The organism is uncultured Acidovorax sp. (genome assembly GCF_964021665.1).
Lineage (GTDB): Bacteria > Pseudomonadota > Gammaproteobacteria > Burkholderiales > Burkholderiaceae_C > Acidovorax > Acidovorax temperans.
The window spans coordinates 1-12522 of record NZ_CAXIAK010000094.1 but is presented as its reverse complement, the minus strand read 5'-3'; the positions used below and the strand labels follow the sequence as shown (position 1 = coordinate 12522).

The 12522-nt window shown below is 64.7% G+C and carries 11 protein-coding genes and 1 pseudogene; 8 read left to right on the top strand and 4 right to left on the bottom strand.

Going from position 1 to position 12522, the window contains the following annotated elements; all coding sequences use genetic code 11:
- Nucleotides 1-844 (top strand): FAD-dependent oxidoreductase (locus AADJ04_RS15460; RefSeq protein ID WP_341240151.1); only part of this gene is annotated, 844 nt, incomplete at its 5' end.
- A 220-nt stretch (nucleotides 845-1064) separates the two neighbouring features.
- Here the strand turns inward: AADJ04_RS15460 and AADJ04_RS15455 are convergent.
- On the bottom strand, nucleotides 1065-1886 hold the full coding sequence (locus tag AADJ04_RS15455) for a pyruvate, water dikinase regulatory protein (protein WP_044399904.1): 822 nt from the start codon (nucleotides 1884-1886) through the stop codon (nucleotides 1065-1067).
- Between the two features lie 193 nt (nucleotides 1887-2079).
- Here AADJ04_RS15455 and ppsA point away from each other — a divergent pair, with 193 nt between their 5' ends.
- The 4 genes from ppsA to AADJ04_RS15435 all read left to right on the top strand — a co-directional run bounded on the left by ppsA (nucleotide 2080) and on the right by AADJ04_RS15435 (nucleotide 7577).
- Nucleotides 2080-4470 carry a phosphoenolpyruvate synthase gene (gene ppsA, locus AADJ04_RS15450; protein WP_341240150.1) on the top strand — a complete coding sequence of 797 codons (2391 nt, stop codon included), beginning with the start codon at nucleotides 2080-2082 and terminating at the stop codon, nucleotides 4468-4470.
- A gap of 54 nt (nucleotides 4471-4524) precedes the next feature.
- Nucleotides 4525-4878 (top strand): DUF4212 domain-containing protein, encoded by a 354-nt coding sequence (locus AADJ04_RS15445; protein ID WP_066692115.1) that lies wholly within the window; start codon nucleotides 4525-4527, stop codon nucleotides 4876-4878.
- A gap of 22 nt (nucleotides 4879-4900) precedes the next feature.
- Entirely contained in the window at nucleotides 4901-6970 is a 2070-nt protein-coding gene (locus AADJ04_RS15440) for a VC_2705 family sodium/solute symporter (RefSeq protein ID WP_341240152.1), read from the top strand.
- A 121-nt stretch (nucleotides 6971-7091) separates the two neighbouring features.
- Nucleotides 7092-7577, top strand: a complete 486-nt coding sequence (locus AADJ04_RS15435) for a hypothetical protein (RefSeq protein ID WP_341240149.1) — start codon at nucleotides 7092-7094, stop codon at nucleotides 7575-7577.
- Nucleotides 7578-7675: 98 nt separating this feature from the next.
- Here AADJ04_RS15435 and AADJ04_RS15430 read toward each other — a convergent pair whose 3' ends face one another.
- The 3 genes from AADJ04_RS15430 to AADJ04_RS15420 all read right to left on the bottom strand — a co-directional run bounded on the left by AADJ04_RS15430 (nucleotide 7676) and on the right by AADJ04_RS15420 (nucleotide 9612).
- The gene (locus AADJ04_RS15430; protein WP_044399919.1) at nucleotides 7676-8032 is read right to left on the bottom strand and encodes an FKBP-type peptidyl-prolyl cis-trans isomerase; all 357 of its coding nucleotides are present in this window, start codon (nucleotides 8030-8032) and stop codon (nucleotides 7676-7678) included.
- Nucleotides 8033-8136: 104 nt separating this feature from the next.
- Nucleotides 8137-8448: a winged helix-turn-helix transcriptional regulator gene (locus tag AADJ04_RS15425; protein WP_044399922.1), complete on the bottom strand. Its 312-nt coding sequence runs from the start codon at nucleotides 8446-8448 to the stop codon at nucleotides 8137-8139.
- A gap of 240 nt (nucleotides 8449-8688) precedes the next feature.
- On the bottom strand, nucleotides 8689-9612 hold the full coding sequence (locus tag AADJ04_RS15420) for a LysR family transcriptional regulator (protein WP_341240148.1): 924 nt from the start codon (nucleotides 9610-9612) through the stop codon (nucleotides 8689-8691).
- Nucleotides 9613-9730: 118 nt separating this feature from the next.
- Here AADJ04_RS15420 and AADJ04_RS15415 point away from each other — a divergent pair, with 118 nt between their 5' ends.
- From AADJ04_RS15415 to AADJ04_RS15405, 3 genes and pseudogenes are all read left to right on the top strand, one after another.
- Entirely contained in the window at nucleotides 9731-10702 is a 972-nt protein-coding gene (locus AADJ04_RS15415; RefSeq protein WP_341240147.1) for a hydroxymethylglutaryl-CoA lyase, read from the top strand.
- An 18-nt stretch (nucleotides 10703-10720) separates the two neighbouring features.
- A complete protein-coding gene (locus AADJ04_RS15410) occupies nucleotides 10721-11956 on the top strand; it encodes a CaiB/BaiF CoA-transferase family protein (protein WP_341240146.1) in 1236 nt (411 codons plus the stop codon).
- Nucleotides 11957-12179: 223 nt separating this feature from the next.
- A pseudogene (locus AADJ04_RS15405) lies at nucleotides 12180-12398 on the top strand (tripartite tricarboxylate transporter substrate-binding protein); the annotation flags it as partial.
- Between the last annotated feature and the right edge of the window lie 124 nt (nucleotides 12399-12522).

Below are 12522 nucleotides of genomic sequence, written 5' to 3'. Positions count from 1 at the left end.
CGAGCGCTTTGGCGGCCAGGTCAACGACACCCTGGGTATTGAGAACTACATCTCGGTGCTCGAAACCGACGGCCCCAAGTTTGCCGCTGCGCTCGAAGCCCACACCCGTGCCTACGACGTGGACATCATGAACCTGCAGCGCGCCGAGAAAATCATCCCTGCCGCCCAACCCGGCGGCCTGATCGAAGTGCAGCTGGCCAACGGCGGCACGCTCAAGTCCAAGACGGTGATCCTGTCCACCGGCGCGCGCTGGCGCAACGTGAACGTGCCCGGCGAGGCCGAGTACAAGAACAAGGGCGTGGCCTACTGCCCGCACTGCGACGGCCCCTTGTTCAAGGGCAAGCGCACGGCCGTGATCGGCGGCGGGAATTCGGGTGTTGAAGCGGCCATTGACCTGGCTGGCGTGGTGGCCCACGTCACCCTCATCGAGTTTGCCGACCAACTCAAGGCCGACGCGGTGCTGGTGAACAAGCTCAAGAGCCTGCCCAACGTCACCATCCACACCAACGCGCAGACCACCGAAATCACCGGTGCCGATGGCAAGGTGAACGGCCTGAAATACAAGGATCGCGCCACCGGCGAAGAACACCTGGTGCCGGTGGAAGGGGTGTTCGTGCAGATCGGCCTGGTGCCCAACACCGAATGGCTCAAGGGCACGGTCGAGCTCTCCAAGTTCGGCGAAATCGTGATCGATGCCAAGGGCCACACCAACGTGCCCGGCGTGTTTGCCGCCGGCGACTGCACCACGGTGCCTTACAAGCAGATCGTGATTGCAGCGGGTGCCGGTGCCACCGCCGCCCTGAGCGCGTTCGACCACCTGATCCGCACGCCTGCAGCGGTTTGAGGTAAAAATGGCCTGCAGCGCTTGCTGAATAAGCGCCAGAAGCTATAAAAATAGTAGCAAAGCCTGGGCCGCGAAAGTGGCCCAGGCTTTTTTCTTGGGTGCGGCTTCTGTGGGTTGCTCGTGTTGAGAGCAAATCACCCTGGAAGCGAATCAGCATAAGCGCAAGGCGCTATCAAAAAAATAGTAACTTGCGCTGGCCGCTGCGGTCCCGAAGGGGGCTTTAGTACATCAGCCGTTCGGGCCGCACTTCCTGCAGGATGGTGGTGGCGATCTCTTCGATGGACTTGGTGGTGGTGGACAGCCAGCGGATGCCGGAGCGGCGCATCATCGCCTCGGCCTCAGCCACCTCGGCGCGGCAGTTCAGCAGGCTGGCGTACTTGGAGTTCGGGCGCCGTTCGCTGCGAATCTCGGCCAGCCGCTCGGGGCTGATGGTCAGGCCAAAAATCTTCTTCTGGTAGGGCACCAGCGCGGGTGGCAGCTGCTTGCGCTCAAAGTCTTCAGGGATAAGGGGGTAGTTGGCCGCCTTCAGTCCGAACTGCATGGCCAGGTACAGGCTGGTCGGGGTCTTGCCACTGCGGCTCACGCCCACCAGGATCACGTCAGCCCCCGCCAGGTCGCGGTTGCTTTGGCCGTCATCGTGCGCCAGGCTGAAGTTGATGGCTTCGATGCGGTCGTTGTATTCCTTGCTGCGGCTCACGTCCGAGAAGCGTCCCACGCGGTGGTGCGACTTGATGCCCAGCTCTTCTTCCAGCGGGTGCACAAAGGTGCCAAACATGTCCAGCAGCATGCCCTTGCAGCCGTCCTGAATCACCTTGAGCACTTCCATATCCACCAGCGTGGTGAAGACGATGGGCTTTTTGCCCTCCACCTCGCCGGTGTGGTTGATCTGGCGCACCACCTGGTGGGCCTTGTCCACCGTGTCGATGAAGGGCAGGCGCACATGGCGGGGCTTGAATTCAAACTGGGCCAGGATGGCGTTGCCGAACGTCTCCGCAGTGATGCCGGTGCCGTCTGACACAAAAAATACAGTTCGCGAGTGCATGGGGGCCCTTTTTAAAAGCGTCAGCCCTTTGCCAGAAGCAGGGGCCTACAATTGCCGCAATTATCCAAATTCTCACCATGCGTACCGTCGGCCTACAACCACAACGACAAAGCTGCAGCCTGCGCATGGCCGCTTGCCAGAGGCCACGACGGGCCTGGCATGCAGACCCGGTTTCAACTTCTGGAGCTTTCCCATGTCTGCACTTTTCAGCCCGACCGCCCTGGTCGTACCGTTTGAAAACCTGAGAATGACCGACGTCGAGGTCGTTGGCGGTAAAAACGCCAGCCTTGGCGAGATGATCTCCCAACTGCCGCAAGGCGTGCGCGTGCCCACGGGCTTCGCCACCACCGCCCACGCGTTCCGCGAATTCCTGGCCTACGATGGCCTGGCCGACAAGATCAGCGCCAAGCTCAAGAGCCTGGACACCGAAGACGTACGCGCCCTTGCGCAGGTGGGTGCCGAAATCCGCGCCATGGTCGAAGCACAGCCTTTCCCGGCTGACCTGCAAAAAGCCATTGCCGACGAATTTGCCAAGCTGAGCGCGGGCAACCCCAACGCATCGTTTGCCGTGCGCTCGTCTGCCACGGCTGAAGACTTGCCCGACGCATCGTTCGCTGGCCAGCAGGAAACCTTCCTGAACGTGGTGGGCATCGACGAAGTCATGCACAAGATGAAGGAAGTGTTCGCGTCGCTGTACAACGACCGTGCCATCTCCTACCGCGTGCACAAGGGTTTCGAGCACGACGTGGTCGCCCTGTCGGCCGGCGTGCAGCGCATGGTGCGCTCGGACCTGGGCGCGGCCGGTGTGATGTTCACCATCGACACCGAATCTGGCTTTGAAGAAGTGGTGTTCATCACCAGCAGCTATGGTCTGGGCGAAACCGTGGTGCAGGGCGCCGTGAACCCCGACGAGTTCTATGTGCACAAGCCCATGCTCAAGGCTGGCAAGAAGGCCGTGATTCGCCGCAACCTGGGCTCCAAGCTGATCCAGATGGTGTTCTCTACACCCGAAGAAAAGGCAGCCACCCGCAAGCTGGTCAAGACCATTGACGTGCCTGCTGAGCAGCGCAACCGTTACTCGCTGACCGATGCCGACGTGGAGCAACTGGCCCACTACGCGCTGGTGATCGAGCAGCACTATGGCCGCCCCATGGACATCGAGTGGGGCAAGGACGGCACCGACGGCCAGCTCTACATCCTGCAGGCGCGCCCTGAAACCGTGAAGAGCCAGGCCAAGGACCAGGCAGAACTGCGCTACAAGCTCAAGGGCCACGGCACGGTGCTGGCCGAGGGCCGCGCGATTGGCCAAAAGATTGGCACCGGCCCTGTTCGCCTGGTGCACAACATTTCCGAGATGGACAAGGTCCAGCCCGGCGATGTGCTGGTGACCGACATGACCGACCCCAACTGGGAACCCGTGATGAAGCGCGCGAGCGCCATCGTCACCAACCGCGGTGGCCGCACCTGCCACGCCGCCATCATTGCGCGCGAGCTGGGCATTCCTGCCGTGGTGGGATGTGGTGACGCGACCGAGCGCCTGAAAGACGGCACGCTGGTCACGGTCAGCTGCTCCGAGGGCGACACCGGCAAGATCTACGACGGCCTGCTCGAAACCGAAGTGACCGAAGTGCAGCGCGGCGAGATGCCCCCCATCAAGACCAAGATCATGATGAACGTGGGCAACCCCCAGCTGGCATTTGACTTTGCCCAGCTGCCCAACGCTGGCGTGGGCCTCGCCCGCCTGGAGTTCATCATCAACAACAACATTGGCGTGCACCCCAAAGCCATCCTGGACTACCCCCAGATCGACGCCGACCTGAAGAAGGCCGTGGAATCTGTGGCCCGTGGCCATGCGTCGCCCCGCGCTTTCTATGTGGACAAGGTGGCCGAGGGCGTGGCTACCATCGCCGCCGCTTTCTGGCCCAAGCCCGTCATCGTGCGCCTGTCGGACTTCAAGTCCAACGAATACCGCAAGCTGATCGGCGGCAGCCGCTACGAGCCAGAGGAAGAAAACCCGATGCTGGGCTTCCGCGGTGCGGCCCGCTACATCAGCGAAGACTTCGGCGAAGCCTTTGCCATGGAATGCGAAGCGCTCAAGCGCGTGCGCAACGACATGGGCCTGACCAACGTACAGGTGATGGTGCCGTTTGTGCGCACGCTGGGCCAGGCCGAGCGTGTGACCCAGCTGCTGGCCACCCATGGCCTGGAGCGCGGCAAGGACGACCTCAAGGTCATCATGATGTGCGAAGTGCCCAGCAACGCCATCCTGGCTGAGCGCTTCCTGCAGTTCTTCGACGGCTTCTCCATCGGCTCCAACGACCTGACCCAGCTCACCCTGGGTCTGGACCGTGACTCGGGCCTGGAATTGCTGGCGCAGGACTTCGACGAGCGCGACCCGGCTGTCGAGGTGCTGATCCACCAGGCCATCAAGGCCTGCCTGGCCCAGGGCAAGTACATCGGCATCTGCGGCCAGGGCCCCAGCGACCACCCTGACTTTGCACAGTGGCTGGCGAAGGAAGGCATCTCTTCCATTTCGCTGAACCCTGACAGCGTGGTGGCCACCTGGCAGCAACTGGCCGGCTGACGCCTGGCCAGCGGGGCGGCGCATGAGATCGCAGGCGTGAGGGATTTCTGATCCATGCGACCTTCCGCGCTACGCCCCCAGCAAACTCCGCCCCGCGAGCCCGAACTCGCGGGGCCTTTCCCTCCCGATCTGCACGACGTTCGCCACCTGTGGCTCAAGGCAGTCCTGCTGGCTGTTTGGGTGCTGGCGTCGTTTGTCGCCACTTATTTCGCTCGCGATCTGCAGGACATCGTGGTGGGCGAATGGCCTTTGGGCTACTGGATTGCCGCCCAGGGGGCGGTGCTTGTGTTCATCGCCATCGTGGTGGTGTACGCCTGGGCCATGAGCCGGTTCGAGCGGCAGGACGCCCAGGCCGCGAGTGCCGCATTGGCCGAAGGGGCTCACCCGGCGGAGCACCGCCGTGGCTAACCAGGCCCGCCGCAGGCGGGGTGTGCGTTTGCCCGCATGGCTGCGGCCTCACCAGTTTTTCATCTTGTACGTGCTGGGGGTGCTGGGCTTCCTGGCACTCATGACCTGGGCCGAGCACCAGGGGCTGTCGCGCCACTGGATCGGTCCGATCTTTCTTTTCCTCACCGTGATGGTGTACGCCGGCATCGGTGTGTATGGCCGCACGTCAGATTCCGACGAGTACTACGTGGCAGGCAGGCGCATACCGCCCATGTACAACGGCATGGCGACCGCCGCCGACTGGATGAGCGCGGCCTCGTTCATCAGTCTCTCGGGGGCACTGTACTTGCAGGGGTTCTCGGGCACTTCGGGGCAGGCTGGCGGGCTGGCCTACCTGCTGGGGTGGACGGGCGGTTTTTGCCTGGTGGCGATGCTGATTGCGCCACACCTGCGGGCCATGGGCCTGTACACCGTGCCCGATTTTTTCCATGTGCGTTTTGGCGGGCGCTGGCCGCGCAGCGTTGCGGCGCTGGCGGCGGTGCTGTGCTCCTTCACCCATGTGGTCGCGCAGATCTACGGTGTCGGGTTGATCGCTTCGCGCCTGACGGGGGTGCAGTTCGAGATCGGCATCATGCTCGGCCTGGGGGGCGTGCTGCTGTGCTCGTTCCTGGGCGGCATGCGCGCCATCACCTGGACGCAGGTGGCGCAGTACGTGGTGCTGCTGCTGGCGTTTTTGATTCCCGTGTCGTGGCTGGCCTACAAGCAGTTGGGCAACCCCATGGCCCCAGCCGTTTATGGTGAGCAGATCAGCAAGATTGCAGAGCTGGAAACCCAGCTTCTTGACTCGGCGGCAGAGCACCAGGTGGTGCAGGCCTACCTGCGCCGCGCCAAGGAAATGGAGGCGCGCCTGCAGGATGTGGAAGGGGCGCTGGAGCGTGAGCGCGAACTGGGGCGCGAGCGCATTCGCCAGTTGCGTGCGCAAAACGCCGATGTGGGGCTGATCGTTTCAGCCAGCCGCGAACTGGCCGCCTTGCCGCGCGACGCTGCCTCTGCCCGCGAGCGCTGGACGCGTGAAATGCACGAGAACTACGAGCGTGCCAAACCGCTGGGTGGCCTGCCGCCGCACAGCCAGGCCTATGCGGGCGACCCCAACGGCACGCCCGAAGAGCAGCGCGAATACGAATTGGCTCGCCGCAACTTTCTGGCGCTGATGTTTTGCCTGATGGTGGGCACGGCAGGGTTGCCGCACCTGCTCACCCGCTACTACACCTCGCCCACGGTGGCGGGCGCGCGGGCCTCGGTGGCGTGGTCGCTGTTTTTCATTGCCTTGCTGTACCTGAGCGCGCCCGCCCTGGCGGTGCTGGTGAAGTTTGAGGTCATGCAGAACCTGGTGGGCAGCAGCTTTGAAGCCTTGCCCAACTGGATGGCCCAGTGGGCGCGCGTGGACAGTTCCCTGTTGTCCATCGAAGATGTGAACGGCGACGGCATCGTGCAGTTTGGCGAGATTCGACTGGGCGCTGACCTCATCATGCTGGCCACCCCCGAACTGGGGGGGCTGCCTTATGTGGTGTCGGGCCTGGTGGCGGCGGGGGGGCTGGCAGCGGCGTTGTCCACAGCTGATGGTCTGTTGCTCACCATCAGCAATGCGCTGGTGCGTGACCTGTACTTCCGCGGCACCAAGCGCGATGCATCGCCCGAGCAGCGGGTGATCTTGACCAAGTTCACCCTGCTCACGGTGGCCTTGTCGGCAGCCTTCGTGGCAGCGCTCAAGCCGTCAGAAATTCTGACCATGGTGTCCGCCTCGTTCTCGCTGGCAGCTTCGGCTTTTGTGCCAGTGATGGTGCTGGGTATCTTCTGGCGCGGCACTACGCGCAAGGGGGCCGTGGCGGGTATGCTGGCGGGCCTGGGGGTGGCGGTGTACTACCTGCTCTCACACGTACCTACCGTAAGGGCTGCGCTGCCCGGCTGGCTGTTGGCCGATGGTCTGTGGTTTGGCATCCAGCCCATTTCGGCCGGGGTGTTTGGGGTGCCGGCCGGTTTTGTGGCGGCAGCCGTGGTGAGCCGCATCACCCGCCCCGCGCCCGTGCCCACGGGCGTGCGCCTGGAAATCTGAACCAATAGCCTTTTGGGACGGGGGCTTATGGATAAACCCCGATACCCAATTGTCACCAATTGTGCCAATCTGTGGGCAGGGCTGTGGTCAGTGCTGCAGTCCGTTCATTTCCAGGAGCCCCATGGTTTTCGTCAAAACGCAGGCAGGTCAAGAAGCATTGAAAGATCGGCACGGTGGCCTGTCGTCCAGGCAACGCTCTGCGTTCATCTTGTTCGATGGCAAGCGCACCCTGAGCGAGGTGCTGGCTGCCACCGCCGCCATGGGCATCACCCAGGACGATGTGCAGACCATGATTGCCCAGGGCCTGCTGGCCCCGGCCGGCGGGGCTTCACTGTCGCCAGCGGCCGACCCGGGTGCAGCCAGCATGGCTCCCCCGGCGGCAGCGTCGGGTTCTGGTGAAACCGCCCGGCCCTCACAGCAGCGCTACAAAGACGCTTACCCGGTGGCCACAGCCATGACAGCTGCCATGGGCCTGCGCGGCTTTCGGCTCAATCTGGCGGTTGAATCCGCCTCCAGCTTTGAAGACCTGGCCGCTTTGGCGCCGAAGATCAAGGAGGCAGTGGGAGAGAGCAAATACGAGCCCTTGCGCAAAGCCCTGTTTGGCTGAGCTGACGTTGCGGTCTGGACCGGCCCTGGTACAGCGCCCATGAAAAAAGCCAACCCGATGGGTTGGCTTTTTCGCGTTTGGCGAAGTGCGCGGGCGGCTCAGCGAACCTTCAGCAGTTCCACATCAAACTTGAGCGTGGCGTTCGGGGGGATCACGCCGCCAGCGCCGCGGGCACCGTAACCCAGGGCTGCAGGAATGATCAGCGTGCGCTTGCCGCCAATCTTCATGCCCTGCACGCCTTCGTCCCAGCCCTTGATGACCATGCCAGCGCCCAGAGAGAACTCGAACGGGTCGTTGCGGTCGCGGCTGGAGTCGAACTTGGCACCTTGCTCACCGTTGTTGTACAGCCAGCCGGTGTAGTGCACCGACACGTTGTTGCCCTTGGTGGCTTCGGCGCCTTCGCCCACAGTGGTGTCTTCGTATTGCAGGCCAGAGGCGGTGGTGGTGAGGGCCATGGTATGTCCTTTGCTATTGAAATGGTAGCTAGTGGCGCTTGCTGGACAAGCGCTAGAGGGTGTTTTTGCTGAAACCGACTGCCCGCGATGGGGCAGGTGTTCTTTCAGGCGGCTTTTTTGGCCCGGCCGGCGACCCAGCGGGTGGCAAAGGCTTGCACATCGTTCAGGCGCTTGAGCAGGTCGGCCCCGGCGGCGGTCACGGTGTAGCCGTCAGCGCCATGGTCCAGCAGGCCAGCTTCGCGCAGTTCCTTGATGCGGGTGTTCAAGGTGTTGGGGGTGATGCCGCCCACGCTGTCTTGCAGCAGGCGGAAGGTTTGGGGGTGCCCGTCGCGCAGGGCCCACAGCACGCGCAGCGCGTAACGGCATTCGAGCCGTTCGAACAGCTGGTGGATGGCGGCGTTTTCTTTGGAGCTCATGGATGCTTCTCCTTGCGCGAGGTATTGGATCGGTTATTTGGGAGCAGGGCGCCGGGGCGGCCCGCCAATGCGCTCAGACTATAGCGCGGAACCCATTTTGCTACAAGTTTGGTAGCTCACAAGGCAATGTGCATATGCCGTAGACCGGTGATTTTGGGGCTTGTTTTTAGCAGGATTTTGCAGGGCACTGGGCCCCCGTGCAGGGTGGTTTAGCCCCTGGCTGGGGGTGTGGTGCGAAGGCTACGCCAGCGCCTCTGGCGCCTCGTGGGCCGATGCGCGCGCCAGGTGCTGCACCAGCAGTTGGGCCGCAGGCGAAAGGGCCTGCTCGTCGCGGTAGCAAATCGCAAACCGGCGCTGCGCCCACGCATCGCTGAGCGGCACGACGCGCACCGGGGCGGTCTGCGCAAACGGCGCTACCACCTCGCGCGGCACCACGCTGATGGCCAGGTTGGCCTGCACCACGCGCAGGGCCGCGTCAAAGTTGGACACCAGCACCCGGTGGGCCAGCGTCTTGCCTTCCACCGCCGCTGCGCGCGCCAGCAGCACCTGCACCGCGCTCAGGGCGGGCATGCTCACAAATTCGTAACCCAGCACATCGGCAAAGCGCACGGTGGGTAGCTGCGCCACGGGATGCGACTCGTGCGCCACGATGGCCAGGTGGTCGCTGCGGTAGCTGCGCGTTTGCAGGCCGCTCAGGTCGGCGGCGTCCCAGCAGATGCCGATGGACGCGCTGCCCTCGCGGATGCCCTGCACCACGTCGGGGCTCACCCGCTCTTCCATGCTGATCTGGATGCTGCGGTGGGCCGGGTCTTGCAAGAACGCTGCCACATCATCGGCCAGCGATTCGGCCATGACCGAGGCCGTGACCAGCATGCGCACATGGCCCCGGGTGCTGGTGGCATACGCGGCCATGTCGCGCTCGATCTGCCCCGCGCTGGCCAGCATGGTGCGGGCATGCTCCAGCAGTGTTTCGCCCGCCGGGGTGGGCACCACGCCCCGGCGCTTGCGCAGCAGCAGGGGCGTGCCCACGGTGTCTTCCAGCTGGGCCAGCCGCTTGCTGATGGCCGAGCCCACGATGGACTCCTGCTCGGCCACCCGCGCAATGCTGCGCTGGTCGCACACGGCGGCAAACAGGCGCAGGGTCTGCAAGTCCAGGTCGCGCATGGCAAACCTCCAGGGTTGTGATGTTCCGTTTGGGAATGTTACGGCTTCCGAAATGTATTTTTTGATTCATTCGGGAATTTTTAGAATCTTGCCCAAACCCACCCCAAAGAGACATCCTGTGCACACCTCACCGATCCCATCCGACCAGCAGCCCCCGGTGGTCCGCGCCATCGTCCGCGAAGTCGGCCTGCGCGACGGCCTGCAAAGCATCGCCACGGTGGTGTCCACCGCGCACAAGATCGAATGGATCAACGCTGCCTACGCCGCCGGCCAGCGCGAGATCGAGGTGGGCTCCTTTGTGCCAGCCCGGCTGCTGCCCCAGCTGGCCGACACGGCCGAGGTCCTGGCCCACGCCAAAAAGTTGCCCGGCCTGGTGGCCTCGGTGCTGGTGCCCAACATCAAAGGCGCCGAGCGCGCGCTGGAGAAGGGTGCCGACCTGATGATCGTGCCCCTGTCCGCCAGCCACGCCCACAGCCTGGCCAACCTGCGCAAGACCCCCGACGAGGTGGTGGCCGAGGTGGCCCGCATTCGTGCTGCCCGCGATGCAGCAGGCAGCGCCACGCTGATCGAAGGTGGCGTGGGCACCGCCTTTGGCTGCACGCTGCAGGGCGAGGTGGCCGAGAGCGAAGTGCTGCGCCTGATGCAAGCCCTGCTCGACGCCGGTGCCGACCGCGTGAGCCTGGCCGACACCGTGGGCTTTGCCGACCCGGCCAGCGTGCAGCGCCTGTTTGCCAAGGCCCGCGCCCTGGTGGGCGATCGGCTGGCTTGCGCGCACTTTCACGACACGCGTGGCATGGGCCTGGCCAATGCCTATGCCGCCTGGCAAACCGGCATCACCCGTTTTGATGCCTGCCTGGCGGGCATTGGCGGCTGCCCCCACGCGCCCGGCGCCAGCGGCAACGTCACCACCGAAGACCTGGAATACATGCTGCAGCGCATGGGCGTTACCACGGGTGTGGATGTGCCCGCGCTACTGGCACTGCGCCATCGCGTGGCGGGCTGGCTGGCAGGCGAGACCCTGCACGGCGCCCTGTGGCAGGCGGGCCTGCCCCGCCACGCACAGCCCACCCTGGCCGCTGCAGCGGTTTGATTTCTGTATCGTTCGCCCATGACAAGTACCACCTCTCCTTCCCCGTCCGAATCGCCCAAATCGTCCGCACGCCCCTTGCCCCTGGCCGGCCTGCGGGTCGTTGAATTCACCCACATGGTCATGGGCCCCACCTGCGGAATGGTGCTGGCCGACCTGGGGGCCGAGGTCATCAAGGTCGAGCCCGTGGAAGGCGACCGTACCCGCCACCTGCTGGGCGCGGGTGCGGGCTTCTTCCCCATGTTCAACCGCAACAAGAAAAGCATTGCGCTGGACCTGCGCAACCCCGAAGGGCTGGAGGTCGCCCGCAAGCTGGCAGCGTCGGCCGACGTGGTGGCGCAAAACTTCAAGCCCGGCGTGATGACCAAGTACGGGCTGGATTACGCGGCGCTCTCGCAGCTCAACCCCCGCCTCATCTACGTGAACCACACGGGCTTTCTGGCCGGGCCTTACGAGCACCGCACCGCGCTGGATGAAGTGGTGCAGATGATGGGCGGGCTGGCCTACATGACGGGCCGCCCGGGCGACCCGCTGCGCGCAGGCAGCAGCGTCAACGACATCATGGGCGGCATGTTTGGTGCCATTGGCGCCATGGCCGCGCTGATGCAGCGCGGCATCACCGGGCGGGGGCAAGAGGTGGACTCGGCCCTGTTCGAGAACAATGTCTTCCTCGTCGGCCAGCACATGATGCAGTACGCCGTGACGGGCCAACCCGCCGCCCCCATGCCCGACCGCATTTCCTCGTGGGCGCTGTACGACGTGTTCACCGTCAAAGATGGCGAGCAGATCTTTCTGGCGGCCGTGAGCGATGCGCAGTGGGTCACCTTCTGCGACGCCATGGGCTATGCCGACCTGAAGGCCAACCCGCAGCTCACCACCAACAACGACCGCGTGCGCGCCCGCCCCACGCTGATGCCCGACCTGCGCCAGCGTCTGGCAAACCACAGCGCGGCCGAGCTGGCCGCCATTTTTGAAAAGCACGGCCTGCCGTTTGCCCCCATCTCGCGGCCCGAGCAGTTGCTGGACGACCCGCACCTCAACGCCACCGGCGGCCTGGCCGACATCACCCTGCCCGATGGCGAGCGCGCCGGGCAAACCGCCCGCACCACGCTGCTGCCCCTGGCCATGAACGGCCAGCGCCTGGGCGTGCGCCTGCAGCCCCCGGTGCTGGGCCAGCACACGGCGGACTTGATGCAAGAGCTGGGCTACACGCCCGAGCAGGTGCAGGCCCTGCAGCAGGCGGGCGCCGTGGCCTGAGAGGTACTACGGGCCGGTACTACGGGTCGGTACGACGGGCCGGTACAACGGACAGACAGAGCCCTGCCAGCCCCTGATTCACAACAACAACGGAGACAAGACCATGACGACACCCACCTTCCAACCCACAGGCTCTGGGCACCCCGGTGCAGGCGACAGCGAGGCATCTTCCGCGCTGGCATCCCCCGCCCGGCGCCGCGTGCTGTGCTTGGGCGCGGCTGCCCTGGGCGCTGCCGCGCTGGCACCCGTGGGCCTGGTGCGGGCCCAGAGCCTGGGCGACCGGCCCCTGCGCATCATCCTGCCGCTGTCTGCGGGCTCGGGGGCGGATGGCTCCATCCGCGCCATCAGCAACAGCCTGGCCAAGGCGCTGGGCCAGCCCGTGGTGATCGAGAACCTGCCCGGCGCGGGTGGCATCACCGGCACCACGCAGATCGTGCGGGCGCATGAACCTGCTCGCCTACTATTTAGATCGGAGGTGCAGCGCTATGGACTTCAGTGACTAGACCGGATGGTTTGCCGTGTTCGGCCTGATAAAAAAAAACGGGGCGTTTAATCGCCCGATTTCA